Below are 21,939 nucleotides of genomic sequence, written 5' to 3'. Positions count from 1 at the left end.
GAGGTCACATGGAAATCACGGGGAAATATAACCGCGCCAAAGTATTCAATGAACGAATCGATGACATGACGCGGAATCAGATTCAAACCCTTCTTGACCAACCGTTCACAGAAGGAGCATCGATTCGCATCATGCCGGATATGCACGCCGGGAAAGGGTCAGTCGTTGGCACGACGATGACGATTCACGATAAAGTCGTACCGAACTTGGTCGGTGTCGATTTAGGGTGTGGGATGCTTTGTACTGAAATCAAAGTAAAACGAATCGACTTTCAGCGACTCGATGACGTGATTCGCGAACTCGTACCGAGCGGGATGAACATTCGCGAGACGGTTCATCCGTACGCGTCTGAACTTCCACTTGAAGCGGTTCGAGCGCCGTATAAACTCGACCGTGCCTTGCGCTCGGTCGGGTCACTCGGCTCGGGGAACCATTTCATTGAAGTGAACCAGGATGACCAGGGACGTACGTTTCTCGTCATTCATTCGGGTTCGCGCCATCTCGGGGTACAGATTGCCGATCATTATCAAGAGCGCGCGATTCAACACATGATGGAAACGAGAGATGTAAAAGAAGCAATCGAACGATTGAAGGATGCTGGACGGCAGGGAGAGATCTCGACGTATCTGGAAGCGGAACGTGAAGCGCGGAAACCATTCCGTGACCTGGCTTATGTCGAACGGGAGGACATGGACGATTACATGCACGACGTGCGAATCGCCCAACAATACGCAGCAGCGAACCGTCGAGCGATGACAGATGTGATTGTGGAAGCGATGAAGTGGAACGTCGTCGATCAATTCGACACCGTTCACAACTATATCGACCATGACGCGATGATTCTTCGTAAAGGAGCCATCTCCGCGCAAGAAGGAGAGCGTGTCATCATTCCGATGAATATGCGAGACGGTTCGCTCATCTGTACGGGGAAAGGGAACCCAGACTGGAACTTCTCTGGTCCTCACGGAGCAGGTCGGATCATGTCCCGTTCAGCCGCGCGCAAACGCGTCGACTTCAAAGAATTTAAACGTACGATGGAAGGCGTTTGGTCGACTTCGGTTCGACCGTCTACGGTGGATGAGTCACCATTCGTCTACAAATCGATGAACGAGATCGTCCGTTATATCGAACCGGCGGTCAGCATCGACCAAGTCATCAAACCGTTGTACAACTTCAAGGCGAACTGAGTGGATTTCACTCAGTCTCGTCTTTTTCTTTTTTTCGCAAAATCTGATACGCTTACATCGAGGTGAACGAAATGGAAAAGCGGTTAAGTGATTTATCGAAATATGAGTTAGAGCAGGAGATTCAAGCCTTGCATGAGAGAAAACGGAAGGCTGAACAGATGGGCATGGTCAGCGAAATCGAAGTTGTCCTTCGACGGATTGCGATTGCCGAAAGCTATTTGGTCGACCCGACTTCGTTTCGTCCAGGTGAAACATATGTCGTCAACTACAACGACCAGCCGTTCCGCTTAAAATTCGTCAACGGTGTCATGGGTTGGGGTACGTTTGAAGGGGACATGACAGAACGGGCCATCCCGCTCTCTGAACTGTCGGAGGTGAAACGATGAACCGAAACGAACAATACGAGCGACTCGCGGCCATTCTAAAAGAGAAGAATGACGTGCTAAACGATTCGGAAGCCATCACATGGGTCGAAGTGCTATGGGAAGACTTTGAGACGTCGCTCGCCAAGGCAGGCGAACCGTATCCAGGAGAAGCGAAAGCGTTTCAATACGTCATTCAACAGATTGATGCATACGGCGCACAGCTCCATTTGTTCCAAACGAAGAACGAGAAATTTAAGCACTTGATGTCAAAACGAAATTTACACTGAATCACGTCCGTTGTGGCGTGATTTTTTATTTGCAATTCTCATTCAGTTCGTTATAATGAAGGTCGCTAATAGTTTGCTTGTAAGTATAGTATAGATAAACTTTCTTTAGTTGAACTCATGTTTCACTAAACTAGAAGGAGGCGTTCAGTCGTTGGAAGTAGGTCAAAACATTAAGCGACTCCGGATTAAAAAAGGATTGACCCAAGAGGAGTTAGCGGAGCGTACGGATTTGAGTAAAGGATACATCTCTCAAATCGAACGTGATTTAAGCTCTCCTTCATTAGAGACGTTATTTGATTTGTTGAGCGTCCTTGGAAGTTCACCAAAAGAGTTCTTCGATGAAGACTTGAATCAAAAAGTCGTATACACCGTCGATGATCGCACCACGTATACGGATGAGGAACGAAAATATCGAACGGAGTGGCTTATTCCGGAATCGAATGAGAAAGAAATGGAGCCAATTCTCGTCACGTTTTGCAAGAATGGAGAATTCAAACAATATGAACCGTCCCGCTCAGAGACATTGGTATATGTCTTGTCCGGAAAAGTGGCTTTGAAGTTAGGTCATCACACCTACTTTGCCAAGGCGGGAGAAACGATGTATTATGTCGCCTCGGACTCACACCAACTCGTCAACGATCACGATGGCGAAAGTGAATGTCTCATCGTAGCGACTCATTCATATTTATAAGTCAATAGAGGAGGAAACAGCATGAATGCAGAGACAATTATTCGTTTTGACCACGTGTCAAAGCGTTACGACGACACCGTCGTCCTAGAAGATATCAGTTTTGAGATTGAGCGTGGGAAGTTTTATACGCTTCTCGGTCCATCGGGATGTGGGAAGACGACAATCCTACGTCTCATCGCTGGATTTACCGACGCGACTGAAGGTGATCTTCACTTCAGTGGGAAGCGAATCAACGATGTACCCGCCAACAAACGACAAGTGAACACCGTGTTTCAAGATTATGCGCTGTTTCCTCATTTGAACGTATTTGAAAATGTCGCGTTTGGTCTCCGCATTAAAAAGTTGAAAGAAGTAGACATCAAAGCAAAAGTGGAGCAGGCTCTCAAGTTTGTTAACTTAGAAGGATACGGCTCGCGCGAAATCGATGAGATGTCAGGTGGGCAACGTCAACGTGTCGCGATCGCCCGCGCAATCGTGAACGAGCCAGAGGTCATCCTCCTCGATGAACCGTTGTCTGCCTTAGATTTGAAACTTCGTACAGAAATGCAATATGAATTACGCGAGTTGCAACAACGTCTCGGCATCACTTTCATCTTCGTCACACACGACCAAGAAGAGGCGCTCGCGATGTCCGATGAGATTTTCGTCATGAACAACGGGAAAATTGTTCAGAGTGGAACGCCGACTGATATTTACGACGAACCGATTAACCGCTTCGTCGCAGACTTCATCGGAGAATCGAATATCGTACCGGGTGTCATGCCAGAAGACAATGTCGTCACGTTCGCTGGCAAAACGTTCGATTGTGTCGACCAAGGGTTTGACCGTAATGAAAAAGTAGAGGTTATCATTCGTCCGGAAGATTTGGAGATGACATCGATCGATTCTGCGAAACTGATTGTCGATGTTGATTCACAGTTGTTCCGCGGCGTTCACTATGAGATTTGCTGTTACGACCAAGAAGGGAACGAGTGGCTCGTTCACTCGACGAAGAAGTCGACCGTCGGATCAAAAATCGGATTGACGTTTGACGAGGAAGCGATTCACGTCATGCGATTAGGAGAGACAGAAGAAGAGTTCGACCGTCGTCTCGAATCCTATGAGGAGGTCCCTCATGAATCAAACTAACCAGACCGCAAAGACGGTATATTTGACGACATACTGGATTTGGATTGCCTTATTCGTCGTCGCGCCACTCGTCCTCGTCGTCTATTATTCGTTTTTTGATATCGACGGGAACTTGAGTTTAGAGAACTATCAGACGTTCTTCTCTTCGACGTACTTGTCGATGACGTTATCATCATTTTGGTACGCGTTCCTGATTACGTTCTTCTCGCTACTCGTCGGGTACCCGACGGCGTATTTGTTGACGAAGACGAAGCATAAACAGCTTTGGCTCTTGCTCATCTTGCTTCCGTCATGGATTAACTTGTTATTAAAAGCGTACGCGTTCCTCGGGATTTTTGGAACGTACGGCATCACGAATCAGTTTTTAGAGGCGATTGGGATTGGGACGAAGCAGATTCTCTTCACGGACTTCAGTTTCGTCTTCGTCTCGGTATACATTTTCATTCCGTTCATGATTTTGCCGATTTACAACGCGATTGAAAAATTACCACCATCTCTCGTCTATGCATCACGCGACCTAGGTGCATCGAACTGGACGACGTTCCGACGTGTCATCTTCCCGTTGACGCTTGATGGCGTCAAGTCAGGGATTCAAATTGTCTTTATCCCGGCGTTGTCACTCTTCATGATCACACGCCTGATCGCAGGAAACCGTGTCATCACGCTCGGTACAGCGATTGAACAACAATTCCTCGTTACGCAAAACTGGGGGATGGGATCTACGATTGCCGTCTTCTTGATTTTGGCGATGGTTCTCGTCATGGTCATCACGCGTGACTGGGGTGCGAAAGGAGCGGTCCGTCGATGAAACGTAAACGATTCAAACTATCAAACCTATATTTGGCGGCCGTGTTCTTCATTTTATACGCGCCAATCTTATATCTCGTCTTTTACTCGTTCAACAGTGGCGGGACGATGAGTAACTTCGAAGGATTCACCCTTGAGTGGTATAAGTCACTCTTCACGGACACGCGACTTCTTGTCATCGTCTTGAACACGATCGTCATCGCCCTATTATCGGCGACAATTTCGACCGTGCTCGGTGTCATCGGAGCGCTCGCCATCTATACGGCGAAACAAAAGTATACGAAGACATCCTTGTTGTCTTTGAACAACGTCTTGATTGTCAGTCCGGACGTTATCATCGGGGCATCGTTCTTGATTCTCTTCACGATGCTCGGGATTCAGTTAGGCTTCTATTCGGTTCTCTTGTCGCACATTGCGTTCTCGGTTCCGATTGTCGTCATCTTGGTGTTGCCGAAACTTCAAGAGATGAGCCCGACGCTGATCGATGCGTCGCGTGATTTAGGGGCAAGTACATGGGATGTGTTGACGAAAGTCATTCTCCCTTATATCACACCAGGTGTGTTCGCCGGATTCTTCACAGCACTCACGTATTCGTTAGATGACTTTGCAGTCACGTTCTTCGTGACAGGGAACGGGTTCACGACACTTGCAGTAGAAGTCTACTCGCGGGCTCGTCAAGGAATCTCGCTTGAAATCAACGCGTTATCTGCGATTTTGTTCGTCTTCACCCTCATCCTTGTCATTGGATATTATGTGTTGGCGCAACGAGGAGCAAAGGAGGTTAGACGATGAAAAAATTAATCATCATGCTGGCTGTTCCGTTGATTGTCAGCTTCGGTCTCCTTCTTTGGATTCAGCAACTGAACGCTGCGCAAGGATTTGGTGGAGACAATACGCTTGTCGTCTATAACTGGGGAGACTATATCGATGAGGACTTGATCGGTGAGTTCGAAGAACAGAGTGGACTAAAAGTTGTCTATCAGACGTTCGATTCGAACGAGGCGATGCTCACGAAAATTGAGCAAGGGGGTACGGCGTTCGATGTAGCCGTCCCGTCAGACTATGCGATTAGTAAGATGATTGAAGAGGATTTGTTGCTTCCAATCGACTACGAGAAGCTTGAGAATTTCGATAACATCGATCCACGCTTTCTTGACAAATCGTTCGACCCAGGTAACAAGTACTCGGTCCCTTACTTCTGGGGAACGGTCGGGATTGTCTATAATCCCGAAATGGTCGATGGTGAAATCACATCGTGGAACGACTTGTGGGAGATGCCGCTTGAAAATGACATCCTTCTTGCAGACGGAACACGAGAAGTAATGGGCTTCGGCTTGAATTCGCTCGGCTATTCGCTCAATACGACGAACAAAGATGAGTTGATTGAAGCGGAACAAAAGTTAGAAACGCTTTGGCCAAACATCAAAGCAATCGTCGGGGATGAAATTAAAATGTTGATGGCAAACCGTGAAGCAGCAGCGGCTGTCGTTTGGTCTGGAGATGCGTCGGAAATCATGTACGAAAATGAAGAACTAACGTATGTCATTCCAGAAGAGGGGACGAATCTTTGGTTCGATAACCTCGTGATTCCGAGTACGGCACAAAATGTAGACGGTGCGCATCAATTCATCGACTTCATGCTAGATGCCGAGATTGCAGCCCGTAATACGGACTACGTCGGCTATTCGACTCCGAACGAAGCGGCACTCGAATTTTTAGATGAAGAAGTCACATCAGATGAGCGGTTCTACCCATCTCGCGAAGTGACGCAAGAACTTGAAGTGTATGAAAACTTAGGGAAGCGGATGAACGCTTACTATAACGAATTGTACTTGCGCTTTAAAATGCAGAGTAAATGACAAGACATCCCTCACTCATTACGAGTGGGGGATGTTTTTTTAACGCTTATAAGCTGATTCGATGTCCTCGACATGTTTCATCATGACAGCTGCGTCGACTTGTGTGAAAGATAATAAGGTCTCATATAATTGTATTTGTTCATCTTGGTCGAAGACGAAATCTTGGTAGGTGGTCAACTGTTTAGCCCATTGTTGACGATTCAAAACGGGAACGTCTGATGACTCAATTTGTTTCAGTGTAGATCGATTGCTGAATACAATCCATGAATGGAGATGTGTTCGGTCGAGTCCGAGAACTTGCTCAATGGCTTTCAGGTGTAATTCATTTTGTTTGATTGGGTTGAAGAAGCGATGTTTTCTACGACGGGGAAGTGTCTGCGTCCAGTATTGGTCACGTGCACGCCCAAAAATCCATCCGCTATAATTTTTGGATTCAATGACATGGATTCCAGCCTGATTGATGAAGACGACATCAATCTCTGTTGTTCGATCTTTCTTTGAGGGATGAGGCAAATAAAGATTCGTCAATATGAGCGGTTGAGAGAATGTTGACTCGATGTCTGCCACACACAAATATTCACCATAAAGTCCTGTATCTTGAACGACTTTGACATATGAATGCCGTGTCTGTTCATAGTATTGACTTCGTTTGTAGCGTCTAATCTTGTAGACGATGATGGATGCGAGTATGAGAAAAATCGGTGTGAAGATCACAAGCAAGGTCTCAAATATATTCTCTAATAATTCGGTAAGTAATGTAGTCATCGAAGGCCTCCCTTTTTCTCCACTATACATAAGAAATCAATTATATATGTATATTTTTTACAATTAAGGATAATCGTTTTTTGAAAATGAGAAAGGACCCATCGGAATGGGTCCTTTCTGTCATGCTTCATGTTTTAACGCGTCACGCTCTTCTTCTGTAAAGACTCGAGAACGTCCTAAAAATCGTTTCCCTTCGACACCCTCGAGGGAAAACATACCACCTCGACCATCGACCACATCGATAATGAGTTGTGTATGCTTCCAATAATCATATTGTTTCTCGTGGATATAGAATGGGGTGTCTCCGATTTCACCAAGGAGCACATCGTGATCGCCCACCATGAACTCGTCGCGTGGAAAGCACATGGGTGAACTTCCATCACAACATCCTCCCGATTGATGAAATAGAAGTGGGCCATGTTTCGATTTTAGACGTTCGATCAGTTCGAGCGCGGCGGGGGTGGCCTCGACTCGTTTCACCATCTTAGAAGAACCCGAGCTTCTGTTCGCTGTAGCTGACGAGCATGTTTTTCGTCCGTTGATAATGGCTAAGCATCATCTTATGGTTCTCGCGACCAATCCCAGACATTTTGTAGCCGCCGAACGCAGCGTGTGCCGGGTATGAATGGTAGCAGTTGATCCAGACGCGGCCTGCTTGGATTTCACGACCGAATCGATAGGCACGGTTCATGTCACGTGTCCACACGCCTGCCCCAAGTCCGTAAAGCGTATCATTCGCGATGGCGAGTGCTTCCGCATCATCTTTGAACGTCGTCACCGATAAGACCGGTCCGAAAATCTCTTCTTGGAAAATACGCATCTTGTTATGACCTTTAAAGATGGTCGGTTGAATGTAATACCCATCCGCAAGGTCTCCATCCATCATGTTACGTTCTCCACCGATGAGACACTCCGCGCCTTCTTCTTTCCCGATTTCAAGGTAAGAGAGGATTTTCTCCATTTGTTCGTTCGATGCTTGTGCACCCATCATGACGTCCGAATCGAGCGGATTGCCGAGTTTAATCGCTTTGACGCGCTCGAGCACACGCTCCATGAATTTGTCATAGATGGATTCTTGGATCAATGCACGAGACGGACACGTACACACTTCACCTTGGTTTAAGGCGAACATGACGAGGCCTTCAATCGCTTTATCAAAGAAATCATCATCGGCTTCCATGATATCTGCGAAGAAGATGTTCGGAGATTTCCCACCAAGCTCGAGTGTGACCGGGATGATGTTTTGTGAAGCGTACTGCATGATCAAGCGACCCGTTGTTGTCTCGCCTGTGAAGGCGACTTTATCGACACGGTCACTCGATGCGAGCGGTTTACCTGCCTCGAGACCGAAACCGTTTACGATGTTGACGACACCTGGTGGCAATAAGTCTTCAATGAGTTCCATGAGGACCATGATCGAAGAAGGTGTTTGTTCAGCCGGTTTTAAGACGACACAGTTTCCAGCCGCGAGTGCCGGTGCGAGTTTCCAGACGGCCATCAAAATCGGGAAGTTCCAAGGAATGATTTGAGCGACGACGCCGAGCGGCTCATGGAAGTGATAGGCGACTGTATCGTTGTCGAGTTCACTAATTCCGCCTTCCTGAGAACGAATCACACCGGCGAAGTAACGGAAGTGATCAATCGCGAGCGGAAGGTCGGCATTGAGCGTTTCCCGAACAGCTTTACCGTTCTCCCACGTTTCTGCATATGCGAGCATCTCGAGATTTTCTTCCATGCGATCAGCAATTTTATTCAAGATGACAGAACGTTCCGCGACGGACGTTTTGCCCCAATCCTCTTTTGCTGCATGTGCAGCATCCAATGCGAGTTCAATATCCTCTTTCGTTGAGCGGGCGACTTCACATAATACTTTCCCATTTACAGGAGATGTGTTTTCAAAGTATTCTCCACCAGCCGGTGCGGTCCACTTTCCGTTAATAAAGTTCTCGTAACGGTCCTTAAACTGTACTTTCGTTCCTGCTGAGTTCGGTACTTCATAAATCATGTTCGTTCCTCCCTTTTCACACGAGATAGAGGAGTTATGTATGCGCTTACATTATTATATAAGCGAACAACTCCCTTTTTTCATCGTAACGGTTCGTTGTGATAAAAGTCAAAATTTTTTGACAATAATTTGTCAATCTTTTGTAAAAACGTTTTGAAGTCAAGATTTGTGGTAATCAGTACATTGTGTACATCATTTAATTACCTATAAGGAGTGAACCGACATGGCGAAGACATATCAAGTTGACCCGGCGCACAGTTCCATCACCTTTACTGTTAAACATATGATGATTTCAAAGGTGAAAGGCGAATTTAAAGAATTTGATATCGAAGCGAATGGGGACCCGAACGACTTGGCAAATGCAAGTGTGAAAGTGACGATTCAGGCGGCGTCCGTGGATACGAATAATTCGGATCGAGACAACCACCTCCGTTCAGGAGACTTCTTCAATGCAGAAGAATATCCACATATCGTGTTTCAATCAACTTCATTCCGCTCAAAAGGTGGCGGTGAGTTTGAATTGATAGGGGATTTGACGATTCGAGGGACGACTCGGGAAGAAACGTTCGAAGTGGAGTATGAGGGAAGCGCAAAAGATCCGTGGGGCAACATGAAACATGCCTTCTCAGGAGAGGGTTCTCTTAACCGAGAGGACTATGGATTGACGTGGAACCAGGCACTTGAGGCTGGAGGCGTCCTTGTCGATAAGAAAGTCAAATTTGAGTTCGAGTTGCAATTCACTGAAGCCGAGGCATAAGAAAAGTCGCTCAACCGAGCGACTTTTTATTGTTCGTAAACTAGTTTTTTCTGAAGGCTGTCTTCACTGAATACCCAACCAGTAAAGGAAGATAATACTTCGTTTGACTGTTCGTCTACGATGACGACAGCAACGAACGGATACATATTTTTTGAGAAATAACGTAAATTCGTGAAACGATATTCAATCATTCCGTTATGGCGTGTCACGGTATACGTGTGAATTTTTGAAAACTCGAGGAACGCCTGTAAATCTGCATTTTTTCGAGCTTCGACGAAATGAAGATCTTCTTCCCCAGGCATCGGTTTGTCGCGGAAGCGACCACACTCGATGACTTTCCCTTTCTTCACTTTCACGGCTCCGAGACCATCGCGGAAACGGACGGCAACGTGCCAATCATCCCAACCGATTCCTGGTGAGATAAATAGTTCATGTGCACCGGCAAAGTGTCGTGCCACAGTAGCGAGAGCACGGTTACGCAATTTAAACTGAATTGCATAGTAACTAATGACAAGCGCAATGAGCAATGCAAAAATAGGGACAGTCGCACCGGTAATCATCCATAATGCATATGCACCGTAATAAGCAGAGAACAAGTACGGATCAAACGTTCCGATGACACCCCAGCCAATCCATTTTTTCGAAAATGGCTGTAGCGCTTGCGTCCCGTAAGCGTTGAACAAGTCGACCGTGACGTGTAACAACACAGCGATTTGTGCCATGACCCATAGAGAGGCGGGATTGACGCCAAGCACCGTACCGATGACGGCACTGACGATAATCGGCCAAGCAAGCAGTGCGGTGATTCCGTGTGAACGACCGCGATGTTGGCGTAAATACGTACTATTTCCTTTTAACTTAAAGACGGTGTCGAAGTCTGGTGCATGCGAGCCGACGAGAGCCGTGGCTGTCATGGCCAGAAACATCTGTGCATCACCTGACACCTCCGGGCTGAGCGTCGCGATGGCACTTAAACCAAGTCCCATACCAATGTGTGTCGCAGTATCCAATGTGCTTCAGCACCTCCATCAATAAACACAATATAACGTCATCTATTCTTATTTATCATACAATATTTTTAAAACGAGGGGAAACACAATGCTTAATCTTGATAAATTGTTCACAAATTATAATATTCATCAATTCAATGAGGAATTGGTCACATGGTTCAATCGTGAAAAGCGTGATTTACCTTGGCGTCATGCGAAAAATCCATATCGTGTTTGGGTGAGTGAGGTCATGTTACAACAGACGAGAGTCGATACGGTCATTCCGTATTACAACCGTTTTATGGAACGCTTCCCGACACTTGAGGCGCTCGCTTCTGCTGAAACAGACGAAGTCGTCAAATATTGGGAAGGTCTCGGTTATTACTCACGCATCCGAAACTTACACGAGGCAGTCAAAGAAGTCGCTTCTGTTTATGATGGCATCGTCCCCGAAGAGAAGGAACGTTTCGAAAAATTGAAGGGAGTCGGCCCTTATACGACGGGAGCGGTGTTGTCGATTGCTTACAACCAACCGGAACCAGCAGTCGATGGGAACGTCATGCGCGTCATGTCGCGACAATTCGGGATCTATGACGATATCGCCGTACCGAAGACGCGTAAACTGTTTGAACAAGTCGTTCGTCGTTTGATGGACCCGACACATGCGTCCGATTTTAATGAGGGCGTCATGGAATTAGGGGCGACGGTCTGTACACCGAAAAATCCGATGTGCTCGCTTTGTCCGGTCCAAGACACCTGTTATGCGTATGCCCACCACGTTCAAGATGAGCTGCCGGTGAAAACGAAAAAAGGAGCGGCACGTGTCGAAATGTATGACGCGCTATGTATCGAAAAAGATGGGAAAGTCGCCTATGAACAACGACCAGAAAAAGGACTGCTCGCTGGGATGTGGCAATATCCGCTTACCGAACGAGGAACGGGGGAACAGGTAAACGGAACTTATCTCGGGCAAGTGAAACACGTCTTCTCCCATATCGTTTGGTATATCGATTTATATCGAGTCGATACGCTCCCGACCGATGATGTCGTTTGGTTAGACGCCTCAGAGCGCGAGGTGAAGACGGTTTCTGTGGCTCAACAAAAACTAGAACGATTGGCAGGTGGTGAAAGTGAGACGATTTGATGTAGAGTCGACATACGATACGGCGGTTGATACGCTATGGGATCTATTACAGGATGCTTCGCTTTTGACGAAGCTGACAAAGTTTCCTAAAGTACGTCTAATGGGAGATGGTGCCTCGGTCGAAGGCAATGAAGTGAAGTTGTTAATAGGGGTCGGTCCAATAGAATTGCCCTGGAATAGTGCCATCACGATTTCAGGAAACAGGGCGTTCTGTGATCAAGGGAAGACACTGCCGTTTCCGTTCAAACGGTTCACGCACGTGCACCGAGTCGAGTCGCGTGACGGAAAGGCGGTCATGATTGACGAAGTGACGTTCGATAGCTATGTCCCGAACATACTCGTCGAATATTTCGTGCTTCGTCCGATGTTTCAGGAACGGGCACGGACCTTCCAAAAAACACTAAATTCATGAAAATAAGAGATTTCCTTTTTCATTGGTTCTGAAAGTCGTTATAATTAAATATGAGAATTGTATAGCATCACAGCGGAAAGGAGGAGCTTATGAGCTTATTTCCCAAAGCAGGTAGCAAAATCGAGATACAGAGCTACAAGCACAACGGAACTTTGCATCGCGTTTGGGAAGAAACGCTCGTCCTTCAGTCGTCAAAAACGGATATGATCGGATTCAATGACCGCATCATGGTCAGTGAGTCAGACGGTCGGCAATGGAGAACGCGTGAGCCGGCAATTTGCTACTTTTCATCTGAGTATTGGTTCAATGTCATCTGTATGATTCGCGAAGACGGGATTTACTACTACTGTAATCTAGGTTCGCCGACTACATTTGATGGGGATGAACGTGCCATCAAATACATCGATTACGATTTGGACATCAAGGTGTTCCCGGATATGTCGTATACGATTTTAGATGAAGATGAATATGAGCGGCATCGTCGCGAGATGAATTATCCGAAAGCGATTGATCGAATCTTGAAGCAGAACGTGCAAGAACTGATCAACTGGATTCGAGGACGGAAAGGGCCGTTCAACCCAACATTCGTCGATGAATGGTATCGCGAATACGAAGCACGTTACCGGAGATGATTCCTCATCTCCGCTTTTTTTCTTAATGAAGGAGGAACTATGGGTAGTATTAAACGTTATCTGCAATTCGTTAAGCCTTATAAAAAACAAATTGCCCTAACGATTTTCGTCGGGATTTTAAAGTTTTCGATTCCGCTCGGATTACCGTTACTTTATAAATATGTCATTGATAATTATTTAGGTGATGATGCGCCGAGACAGGACTATACGACGCTTGTCTGGTTATTCAGTATCGTCTTCTTCGTCTTTCTCGTTCTCAAGCCGCCGATTGAATACTTGCGTCAATATTTGGCGCAGTGGGCCGCGACCCGTGTCTTGTTCGATGTACGGAACAGACTGTTCGATCACGTCCAGAAGTTGTCGCTTCGCTTTTATTCAAACAATAAGACGGGGCAAATCATTTCGCGGATCATCAACGACGTCGAACAGACGAAAGACTTCGTCATCACCGGCTTGATGAATATTTGGCTCGATATGATTACGATTTTCATCGCTATTGGAATCATGTATACGATTGATCCACAACTCACACTGATTGCCATCTTACCACTTCCGTTCTATGCATTTGCGGTCCGTTATTTCTATGGACGGTTGCGTCGCTTGACGCGCGAACGCTCCGCGGCGCTCGCTGATCTTCAGGGACATTTGACAGAACGTGTGAACGGGATGGCGGTCATTCGAAGCTTTGCGCTAGAGCCATATGAAAATAAGGCGTTCGAGCAACAAAACGGTGGGTTCTTGAATGCGGCGCTTAAACATACGAGTTGGAACGCCAAAACGTATGTCGTCGTGTCCACCATCACTGACATCGCGCCAATCCTCATCTTCACAACGGCGTCTTGGCTCGTTATTCAAGAACAGGTAACGCTCGGTACGCTCGTTGCATTCATTGCTTATATTGACCGTCTGTATGCGCCGCTCGGGCGTCTCGTCAACTCGGCGACGACACTCACGCAGTCGGTCGCTTCGATGGACCGTGTCTTTGAATTCTTGGATGAGACATATGATATCGAGGAGAAACCGAACGGATTCGTCCCACTGTCGACAGCGGGTAAAATCGATCTTGAGCATGTGAGCTTTTCATATGAGCAAGACGGAACACGAGCATTGAACGATGTGAACCTTCAAATTCGCTCCGGGGAACGCGTAGCATTCGTCGGGATGTCCGGTGGCGGAAAGTCCACACTGGTCAGTCTGATTCCACGCTTCTATGACGTGACGGATGGAAGTATCAAAATCGACGGGGTCGATGTACGTGATTTCAAATTGCGTGCGCTCCGTGACCAGATTGGAATGGTTATGCAGGACTCCGTCCTCTTCAGTGAATCGGTCGCGATGAACATCCGCATGGGGAATCCGGATGCGACGGATGAAGAAGTCATCGAAGCGGCGAAGGCGGCTAACGCCCATGAGTTTATCTCGAAACTGCAAGACGGATATGCGACACCGGTCGGGGAGAAAGGTGTCAAGCTCTCCGGGGGACAAAAGCAACGACTTGCAATCGCGCGTGTGTTCTTGAAGAACCCTCCGATTTTGATTCTAGATGAGGCGACAAGTGCGCTCGACTTAGAAAGTGAAGCGATGATTCAAGACTCGCTTGCTCGTCTGACGAAAGGGCGGACGACGTTAATCGTTGCCCATCGCTTGTCGACGATCACCGACGCCGATCAAATCGTCGTCGTCGAGAACGGACAAATCATGGAGACGGGGACGCACGAAGAACTGATGCGTCGTCGTGGTGCCTATTATGATTTGTATATGATTCAAGATTTAGCCGTAGTTGAATAACGAAAAAGTCGAGTCCGTATAGGGCTCGACTTTTTTAGTGGTCTAAAAATCGTTTACGCACATCGGGGGAAGGGAGCGTGCACACTTCCTTCTTCCCGAATAGACGTGTCCGATGTTTGGCGAAGAGATCATATCCGCGATCACGAATCCATTTAGGTACGAATCGGATGAATCGGAGCAGGCGCCAACGGCCATCAAGGTGCTCGGCAATCCGAATCGCTGCGTCTGATTTCAAGTAAGGAACACCTTCTTCAATGTAGACGATACTGTCGACTGATTCTGGGATTCGGTGTCGTGCTCGATACGAATGACCGACCTCGCTTTGGAGCGATGCAAAGTGAATCGAGGCATGTCGGTCGTGACGAATAATGAACTGGACACTGGCATCGCAAAAGTTGCAGTCTCCATCGAATAACACAATCGCAGGCAAGTGCTTCGCCTCCTTCATCGTACTGTTTTACCGTTTTGTCTTCATGTTAAACGTCAAGCCGCGAGTTGGCGAGCGGGTTGCATCTTATATAGCGATACATAATACAAGTAAGCACCGAGGGCACCAAAGATAAAGATATACCCGCTCATGAAGATAGGACCGATGAACGCACCGACGACGATACCGGCTGCCGCGACGAGTTTGGCGCCATGGAACGTCAGGCCGCCGAATGCAAGATAAGAAGCGCGTCGCTCGGGGTCGAGTAAATCGACTTGTTTCACTTGTCGAATCGGAGAGTAGAGAAGTTCACCAATCGTAAAGATGATGGCGAGTGCAGCGAGAACGATGAAGGAATTCATCGATGTGATGGCGGCATAGGCCGTCACGTACAACGATAATCCGACGAAGAAGACGGCTTTCTCTTTAAACCGCTTGACGAATGCGGTGACGGCGAACGTGATGGCGACGACGAGCAACGTGTTTTCAAGTTGCATAAAAGCCATCATGCGTACCCCGTCAAACGGTATTCCGAGAATTTGTCGACTTTCGAAGGACTCTGCTAAATGAACACCGATGTAATTCGCCATATGAAACTCGGTCGAAAAGACGAGCATACTTCCGAGGACGAAGGTGATCCAACGACGATCGCGCAACGCGATTTTATAGTTTTCGATGACCCCGTGAATCGGATTTGACGGAGTCGAACGGTTCCCGGTATATGTGTCGACCAAATAACGTTGAAGCACAATCGTCGTGATTGTAAGAACGATTGTCATGCCGATGAAGAGAGCGAAGCGATGGTCTCGATAAAAGGCACCTCCAAGCATGACTCCTCCTGCGATAGCCAAATTGACGAGCCAATAGTCATATACATAGATGGCTTTTCGATTCGACTCTTCCATTGAATCGATGACGATCGCCTCGAGTGCCGGATAGTTCAACCCGTTCGACACGGCATGCCCGAAGTAAAGGATGGCGACGACAAGTGCCCAGTTATTCGATGGGTGAATGGCGACGGTCATACCAAGAAAACAGATGATTTGAATCACCTGACCAATTTGTAAGATAACCTTCCGATTGAAACGATCGGAGAAGTACCCACCGAATAGGCCGGTCAAGTAGCCGACGATCACGAATGACGTCATGATAATTCCAGCGGGCACTTTGCCAAGTTCTTCTGAAAAGTAGAGCGCCATGAATGGGAAAATGGCAGAGCCAACAATCCGAATGCAAAATCCGCAAACGAGTCGAGCGCCATGAATGGGAAAATGGCAGAGCCAACAATCCGAATGCAAAATCCGCAAACGAGTCGCAAGCGGACGTTTAATGGAAAATCCTTAAATTTCATATTCTGAGCACCTCCTTGGTTCTACTGTAATGGGGTACGATACATGAAAAAAAGAGACATTTTTAGTGAAGATGTCCCCTTTTAGGCAATAAAAAAGAGATGCTCACGCATCTCTTTCTCACAACTGTGCAAACGAGCGGTTGACCGCTTCGATTGTCTCGTCGATATCTTGTTCCGTATGTTCTGTTGTGAGGAACCATGCCTCATATTTCGATGGGGCCAAGTTCACGCCGTTTTCAAGCATCAACTTGAAGAAGCGTCCGAACTTCTCACCGTCCGATTTTTCAGCACCCTCATAATCAGTGACGATTTCATCCGTGAAGTATACCGTGAGCGCTCCCTTTAAACGGTTGAGCGTGATGGTCACGTCATGTTTCTCTGCCGCTTCACGGATCCCTGCCTCAAGTCGTGCACCGAGCTTGTCTAACTTTTCATAAACGCCAGGTTGTTCAAGTACTTCGAGACACGCGATTCCTGTCGCCATCGAGGCCGGGTTTCCTGCCATTGTGCCGGCTTGATACGCAGGTCCGAGTGGTGCGACCGTCTCCATGATTTCGGCTTTTCCGCCATAAGCGCCAATTGGTAGACCACCACCAATAATCTTCCCAAGTGCCGTCATATCCGGTTCGATTCCGTATACTTGTTGGGCACTTCCATATGTGAAGCGGAATGCTGTGATGACTTCATCATAGATGACGAGAGCGCCATGTTCGTGCGTGATGTCATTAACAGCCTGGAGGAAACCTGGCTTCGGTTCTACGATTCCGAAGTTCCCGACAATCGGCTCGACGAGAACACATGCGACCTGGTCTCCCCATTCCTTCATCATCTCGCGATACGCTTCGATGTCGTTGAATGGGACGGTGATGACTTCTTTAGCTGTGGCTTTTGTCACACCTGCTGAGTCTGGAGAACCGAGTGTTGCCGGACCACTACCTGCTGCAATCAGCATGAGATCCGAATGTCCGTGGTAGCAACCGCTGAATTTCACAACGAGTTCACGACCGGTATAAGCACGGGCGACTCGAACTGTCGTCATCACGGCTTCTGTTCCAGAGTTGGTGAATCGTACCTTATCCATAGAAGGAATGGCTTGTTTTAGTTTCTTGGCAAACTCGACTTCAAGACGGTGAGGTGTTCCGTATAATAAACCTTTTGAAGAAGCGTTCATAAGCGCTTCATGAATGTGTGGGTGGGCATGGCCCGTAATGATTGGACCGTATGCCGCCAAATAATCGATGTAACGGTTGCCGTCTACATCATAAAAATAGGCACCTTCGCCGCGTTCCATATAAACAGGGGCGCCGCCACCGACCGCTTTAAATGAGCGGGATGGACTGTTGACACCTCCGACGATGTGAGTGAGTGCATCTTGGTATAATGCATCGGATGACTGACGATTTGATGAAGTAGTCATATGTATTTCCTCCTTATTCAAATTCGCACTTATTGTATCATAGCCGTCAACCGCATAAGCTCAGTGTTTGACGAGTAGTTGAGAAATCAGTACACTATTTATAAAGATTACTATGTAAGAAATAAGTTAATGTTTAAAACTATTTCGCATGAATTTTATAGAAGAAATGAGGGATTGACGTGGGAAGCGAAATGCTTGACCATGCTGTTCAGTCGCTCCGGGAACATGGAGTCAGAATGACGCCTCAGCGCCAGGCCATTTTGGAGTACCTCGTCACGGAGCACAGTCACCCGACAGCGGATGACATTTATAAGGCACTTGCCGCACGGTTTCCAAACATGAGTGTGGCCACTGTATATAATAACTTGCGCGTCTTTAAAGAAGTAGGTCTCGTTCAAGAGATGAACTACGGGGACGCCTCTAGTCGCTTTGATTTTGTGACGTCGAAACACTATCACATCATCTGTGACACGTGTGGGAAAGTTGTCGACTTTAACTATCCGGTATTAGATGAAATCGAATCGGTTGCATCTCAATTGACTGGGTTCAAAGTTGATCGTCACCGTCTTGAAGTGTACGGAACGTGTCCGTCTTGCCAATCTGAGCAATCACAAACACATTAAAAACCACATCCGAGCATTCGGATGTGGTTTTTTGTTGTCAGTCAATTTGTTCTGACTGACGCTTGTTATATTTTTCATCAAACTCTTTACCTTCAAGTGAGCGGTCAATTGTGAGCGGTTCGTCACAATGCATACATAAGTCGACGCGCCCAAGCATTTTCGTCTCTTTTTCGCAATTCGGACACGTGACGATGATTGCTTTTGTCGAGGCCATCCCGACGATGAAGTAAAGGGCAGAGCTTGCGAGCACCATGATAAATCCAAGCAGCATAAAAATAATCATGAGCCAAGTGATGGATTTAGCGAGAAGTCCGAGATACATGACGCCGATTCCGCCGAAAATCAGGAGTAATGCTATATTACGTGCACGGTTGATTTTGTTCCCCCGTTTTTTCATAAGTGAATCCCTCCAATAGTCTGTCTCTATCATAGCTCATCTTCAAACGGGTGAGAAGTTCCTGCACTTTTTCGGCAGGAGTTTTTTGAAAAGAGGGCGAATCTTGTTCGTATCGAAAATGACAATCGTCATATATAGTCAACTTACGATTGGGAGAGAAGGGGTCCAGATGACGATGGAATATGCGACTCGCACTATTTATTCAGAATATGCTGCATTAAAAACAACACTTGGAATTATTGAAGTGAAGAAAAAACGAGCACGTGATCCGTTGACGGATCAATCGGACCGTCTGCTCATTGTCATTGAAGCGAGACCGGATGCATTTTGGACGGTGAAACATTATCAGGTCGGTCAAGAAAGAATCGTCTTGCACGTCGTGAGTGACTCGATGATGGACAGATGGATCGTCTTAAATGAAAACCGACGCGCGATTCATTGGATTGAAGACGGAATTGTTCTATTTGAACGGAATGAATACATCTTAGAGTTGAGACAACGGAACCGTAATTTGACGAATAGGGAACAACGTCTTCAACTATCGCTTTCGTTTGCGAAACTATTGCGTCGTTTTGAAGATGGTCGCTATTTATTTTTAGAAGGCGAATTCCAAGATGCCTTTACCCAGATTCACCATGCGCTCACACACTTGGCGCGACTTTCGATTTTAGAGGCTGGAATTCATCCTGAAATTGTTTTATGGGAACAAGTCCGAGCAATCGATCTAGAAATTTATAAGCTGCACGAAGAACTTGTCGGGGGACAAGAAACGCTTGAACAACGAATCCATCTTGTCGTGATTGGAATGGAACATTTGATTCAATCAAAAGTGTTGCCCGGCACACTATTATTACTTCAGACGATGCAAGAAAAAGAGGGGGCTTGGACGTTCTCCGAATTGATGGATCATCCAAACTTAAATGAGCTTCGTGTCGACCTCGGAAGTATCATCGGATTTTTAGTGAGAAAAGGATATGTTCGTACGGTCACGAGACCTACAAAAGGAGTTGGAGTAGAAGCAGTACTTTATGAGATTGCCTAATTCCCCGTATGTAAGCATGATGAGGAGACGATACGTCGCATGAAATTTTTGAAGTTTAGCATCGGAACGATTTTCATTCTATTTGTCACGTTTATGATTTCCGTCGTCGTCGCTCTCTTTACGATGGGGGACCCGATTACACAAGGACGCCCTATTCTTTGGACGATTTGGTATATAGCGGCTCTGTTGATTGTATGTATGGGTCTTTACGATTTTTCGCCTCTCTCAAATCGGAAAGTGAAACGGGTCCTCGGCTGGGGAGCTTTGTCAGGTGTGATGGTATTCGCTTCTGTTAAAGGGTACTACATGTATCAAGACCATTTGAAAATTGAAGAGCGTGGTGTAGAGTTAATCGATTATCAGCCATTTACGAACTCAGATCGATTGGCGAAATTGAATCATCCAACATCCGTTTCATTCGTAAACGGCGTGCCACGGTTGGATGGTGCGACAGCCCTTTACCCGATGTATGCTTCATTCGTCGAAGCGGTGTATCCAAACTCCGGAACGTATGACCCGTATAATGATCAAGTGAGTAAAGTCGTCTCGACAACAACGCCAGAAGCATACAGTCGATTGATGAACGATCAAACGGACTTGATTTTTGTCGCGGGTCCGTCGGATCGTCAGTTGCAAGTTGCGAAGCAAAAAGACGTATCTCTACATATGACACCTGTTGGTAGAGAAGCATTTGTTTTCTTCGTTCATGAAGATAATCCGGTCGAGTCATTGACGATGGAACAAGTCCGTGGAATTTATGCAGGGGACATCCGAAATTGGAAAGAGGTCGGTGGCAACTCAGAAACCATTCGTGCTTTTCAACGACCAGAGGATAGCGGTAGTCAAACAGCATTGCAAAAGATGATGGGTGAACGAAAGTTGATGGAGGCACCGGTTGAAGATGTACCTCAAGGGATGGGTGGAATCATTCAGCAAGCCTCATCGTATCGAAATCATAAAAATGCGATCGGATTCTCATTCCGATACTATGCGACAGAAATGGTGAATGATCATAAAATCAAGTTACTTCGTATAGAAGGAATCGAACCAACCGTTAAAACGATTCAAGACGGATCTTATCCGCTGACCTCTGAATTCTACGCAGTTACTACGGAAGAAAAAGCAGAACAATATGATGCTTTTCTAGCATGGTTAGGTAGCGATGATGGTCAGGCGTTGGTCGAAAAGACGGGTTACGTTCGTCTTAAATGAAACAGGTGATCAAGGTTTACTTTTCGTCTTATCAGCGAAGAGTAAATCTTTTTTTAAATTTTATTGTTTTTTGTATTGACGAAGTGGTAAATAGAGATTATAGTTATAAACGTTGTCACGGCAAAAGATTATTTCAGAAAAACAATTTGTGAAAAAAGTTGTTGACGAAAACAATTGAAACGTGATAGATTAATGAAGTCGCCAAGAGCGACAGACGAACTTTGAAAACTGAACGATGAGGCAAAAATAAGTTTTACAATTTTTGAATGAAGCGCAAGCTTCGTCAATTTAAGAGCTATATCAAATTCTTTGGAGAGTTTGATCCTGGCTCAGGACGAACGCTGGCGGCGTGCCTAATACATGCAAGTCGAGCGCAGGAAACCGTCTGAACCCTTCGGGGGGACGACGGCGGAATGAGCGGCGGACGGGTGAGTAACACGTAAAGAACCTGCCCATAGGTCTGGGATAACCACGAGAAATCGGGGCTAATACCGGATGTGTCATCGGACCGCATGGTCCGCTGATGAAAGGCGCTCCGGCGTCGCCCATGGATGGCTTTGCGGTGCATTAGCTAGTTGGTGGGGTAACGGCCCACCAAGGCGACGATGCATAGCCGACCTGAGAGGGTGATCGGCCACACTGGGACTGAGACAC

The 21,939-nt window shown here is 46.7% G+C and carries 24 protein-coding genes and 1 rRNA gene; 17 read left to right on the top strand and 8 right to left on the bottom strand.

Annotated features, from left to right (window positions below):
* Window positions 1-8 precede the first annotated feature (8 nt).
* The 8 genes from ON063_RS02405 (at window position 9) to ON063_RS02370 (ending at window position 6,324) form a co-directional block, all read left to right on the top strand.
* The gene (locus tag ON063_RS02405) at window positions 9-1,187 is read left to right on the top strand and encodes an RtcB family protein (protein ID WP_274664111.1); all 1,179 of its coding nucleotides are present in this window, start codon (window positions 9-11) and stop codon (window positions 1,185-1,187) included.
* A gap of 71 nt (window positions 1,188-1,258) precedes the next feature.
* Window positions 1,259-1,573: a YfhH family protein gene (locus ON063_RS02400; RefSeq protein WP_074033104.1), complete on the top strand. Its 315-nt coding sequence runs from the start codon at window positions 1,259-1,261 to the stop codon at window positions 1,571-1,573.
* Window positions 1,570-1,839, top strand: a complete 270-nt coding sequence (locus ON063_RS02395) for a YfhJ family protein (RefSeq protein ID WP_074033105.1) — start codon at window positions 1,570-1,572, stop codon at window positions 1,837-1,839. Before ON063_RS02400 ends, ON063_RS02395 begins: the two co-directional genes overlap by 4 nt.
* A 151-nt stretch (window positions 1,840-1,990) precedes the next feature.
* Window positions 1,991-2,530 (top strand): helix-turn-helix domain-containing protein, encoded by a 540-nt coding sequence (locus ON063_RS02390; protein ID WP_074033106.1) that lies wholly within the window; start codon window positions 1,991-1,993, stop codon window positions 2,528-2,530.
* 21 nt (window positions 2,531-2,551) lie between these two features.
* Window positions 2,552-3,658, top strand: coding sequence for an ABC transporter ATP-binding protein (locus ON063_RS02385; protein ID WP_274664110.1), 1,107 nt, complete (start codon window positions 2,552-2,554; stop codon window positions 3,656-3,658).
* The gene (locus ON063_RS02380; protein ID WP_074033108.1) at window positions 3,645-4,466 is read left to right on the top strand and encodes an ABC transporter permease; all 822 of its coding nucleotides are present in this window, start codon (window positions 3,645-3,647) and stop codon (window positions 4,464-4,466) included. The genes ON063_RS02385 and ON063_RS02380 overlap by 14 nt, the downstream gene beginning before the upstream one ends.
* Complete coding sequence (locus tag ON063_RS02375) at window positions 4,463-5,257, top strand: ABC transporter permease (protein ID WP_074033109.1); 795 nt, start codon at window positions 4,463-4,465, stop codon at window positions 5,255-5,257. The genes ON063_RS02380 and ON063_RS02375 overlap by 4 nt, the downstream gene beginning before the upstream one ends.
* Window positions 5,254-6,324, top strand: coding sequence for an ABC transporter substrate-binding protein (locus ON063_RS02370; protein ID WP_214822244.1), 1,071 nt, complete (start codon window positions 5,254-5,256; stop codon window positions 6,322-6,324). The genes ON063_RS02375 and ON063_RS02370 overlap by 4 nt, the downstream gene beginning before the upstream one ends.
* Before the next feature lie 39 nt (window positions 6,325-6,363).
* Here ON063_RS02370 and ON063_RS02365 read toward each other — a convergent pair whose 3' ends face one another.
* The 3 genes from ON063_RS02365 to adh all read right to left on the bottom strand — a co-directional run bounded on the left by ON063_RS02365 (window position 6,364) and on the right by adh (window position 9,094).
* Complete coding sequence (locus tag ON063_RS02365; protein ID WP_274664109.1) at window positions 6,364-7,089, bottom strand: nuclease-related domain-containing protein; 726 nt, start codon at window positions 7,087-7,089, stop codon at window positions 6,364-6,366.
* A 120-nt stretch (window positions 7,090-7,209) separates the two neighbouring features.
* Window positions 7,210-7,572 (bottom strand): DUF779 domain-containing protein, encoded by a 363-nt coding sequence (locus tag ON063_RS02360; protein WP_214747124.1) that lies wholly within the window; start codon window positions 7,570-7,572, stop codon window positions 7,210-7,212.
* A gap of 1 nt (window position 7,573) precedes the next feature.
* Complete coding sequence (adh, locus tag ON063_RS02355) at window positions 7,574-9,094, bottom strand: aldehyde dehydrogenase (protein ID WP_214761149.1); 1,521 nt, start codon at window positions 9,092-9,094, stop codon at window positions 7,574-7,576.
* A 223-nt stretch (window positions 9,095-9,317) separates the two neighbouring features.
* On the opposite strand from adh, the gene ON063_RS02350 reads away from it, so the two are divergent.
* On the top strand, window positions 9,318-9,851 hold the full coding sequence (locus ON063_RS02350; RefSeq protein ID WP_274664108.1) for a YceI family protein: 534 nt from the start codon (window positions 9,318-9,320) through the stop codon (window positions 9,849-9,851).
* 26 nt (window positions 9,852-9,877) lie between these two features.
* Here ON063_RS02350 and ON063_RS02345 read toward each other — a convergent pair whose 3' ends face one another.
* Window positions 9,878-10,861: a metal-dependent hydrolase gene (locus tag ON063_RS02345; RefSeq protein ID WP_026826711.1), complete on the bottom strand. Its 984-nt coding sequence runs from the start codon at window positions 10,859-10,861 to the stop codon at window positions 9,878-9,880.
* 88 nt (window positions 10,862-10,949) lie between these two features.
* On the opposite strand from ON063_RS02345, the gene mutY reads away from it, so the two are divergent.
* From mutY to ON063_RS02325, 4 genes are all read left to right on the top strand, one after another.
* Window positions 10,950-11,984 carry an A/G-specific adenine glycosylase gene (gene mutY / locus ON063_RS02340; RefSeq protein WP_274664107.1) on the top strand — a complete coding sequence of 345 codons (1,035 nt, stop codon included), beginning with the start codon at window positions 10,950-10,952 and terminating at the stop codon, window positions 11,982-11,984.
* Window positions 11,971-12,396, top strand: coding sequence for a hypothetical protein (locus ON063_RS02335; RefSeq protein WP_274664106.1), 426 nt, complete (start codon window positions 11,971-11,973; stop codon window positions 12,394-12,396). The genes mutY and ON063_RS02335 overlap by 14 nt, the downstream gene beginning before the upstream one ends.
* Window positions 12,397-12,485: 89 nt before the next feature.
* A complete protein-coding gene (ntdP, locus tag ON063_RS02330; RefSeq protein ID WP_015880896.1) occupies window positions 12,486-13,028 on the top strand; it encodes a nucleoside tri-diphosphate phosphatase in 543 nt (180 codons plus the stop codon).
* 39 nt (window positions 13,029-13,067) lie between these two features.
* Window positions 13,068-14,816, top strand: a complete 1,749-nt coding sequence (locus tag ON063_RS02325; RefSeq protein ID WP_274664105.1) for an ABC transporter ATP-binding protein — start codon at window positions 13,068-13,070, stop codon at window positions 14,814-14,816.
* Between the two features lie 34 nt (window positions 14,817-14,850).
* Here the strand turns inward: ON063_RS02325 and ON063_RS02320 are convergent, their stop codons facing one another.
* The 3 genes from ON063_RS02320 to ON063_RS02310 form a co-directional block, all read right to left on the bottom strand.
* Window positions 14,851-15,246, bottom strand: coding sequence for a thiol-disulfide oxidoreductase DCC family protein (locus ON063_RS02320; RefSeq protein ID WP_214750060.1), 396 nt, complete (start codon window positions 15,244-15,246; stop codon window positions 14,851-14,853).
* Window positions 15,247-15,299: 53 nt separating this feature from the next.
* On the bottom strand, window positions 15,300-16,442 hold the full coding sequence (locus ON063_RS02315) for an MFS transporter (protein WP_274664104.1): 1,143 nt from the start codon (window positions 16,440-16,442) through the stop codon (window positions 15,300-15,302).
* Between the two features lie 270 nt (window positions 16,443-16,712).
* Window positions 16,713-18,011: a glutamate-1-semialdehyde 2,1-aminomutase gene (locus ON063_RS02310; protein WP_214697372.1), complete on the bottom strand. Its 1,299-nt coding sequence runs from the start codon at window positions 18,009-18,011 to the stop codon at window positions 16,713-16,715.
* Between the two features lie 191 nt (window positions 18,012-18,202).
* On the opposite strand from ON063_RS02310, the gene perR reads away from it, so the two are divergent.
* Window positions 18,203-18,634 carry a peroxide-responsive transcriptional repressor PerR gene (gene perR / locus ON063_RS02305; RefSeq protein ID WP_031421138.1) on the top strand — a complete coding sequence of 144 codons (432 nt, stop codon included), beginning with the start codon at window positions 18,203-18,205 and terminating at the stop codon, window positions 18,632-18,634.
* Between the two features lie 37 nt (window positions 18,635-18,671).
* On the opposite strand, the gene ON063_RS02300 is transcribed toward perR, so the two are convergent.
* The gene (locus tag ON063_RS02300) at window positions 18,672-19,031 is read right to left on the bottom strand and encodes a YgzB family protein (RefSeq protein WP_274664103.1); all 360 of its coding nucleotides are present in this window, start codon (window positions 19,029-19,031) and stop codon (window positions 18,672-18,674) included.
* A gap of 103 nt (window positions 19,032-19,134) precedes the next feature.
* Here ON063_RS02300 and ON063_RS02295 point away from each other — a divergent pair, with 103 nt between their 5' ends.
* The 3 genes from ON063_RS02295 to ON063_RS02285 all read left to right on the top strand — a co-directional run.
* On the top strand, window positions 19,135-20,073 hold the full coding sequence (locus ON063_RS02295; protein ID WP_271305989.1) for a nucleotidyltransferase-like protein: 939 nt from the start codon (window positions 19,135-19,137) through the stop codon (window positions 20,071-20,073).
* Between the two features lie 39 nt (window positions 20,074-20,112).
* Window positions 20,113-21,285: a substrate-binding domain-containing protein gene (locus ON063_RS02290; RefSeq protein WP_274664102.1), complete on the top strand. Its 1,173-nt coding sequence runs from the start codon at window positions 20,113-20,115 to the stop codon at window positions 21,283-21,285.
* Window positions 21,286-21,591: 306 nt separating this feature from the next.
* Window positions 21,592-21,939 (top strand): 16S ribosomal RNA (locus ON063_RS02285); the annotation flags it as partial.

It is taken from the genome of Exiguobacterium sp. B2(2022) (genome assembly GCF_028823655.1).
In the GTDB taxonomy this organism is placed as follows: Bacteria; Bacillota; Bacilli; order Exiguobacteriales; family Exiguobacteriaceae; genus Exiguobacterium; species Exiguobacterium aestuarii_A.
Note: the sequence above shows the minus strand (reverse complement) of the source record. Positions and strands in the feature narration are given on the sequence as shown.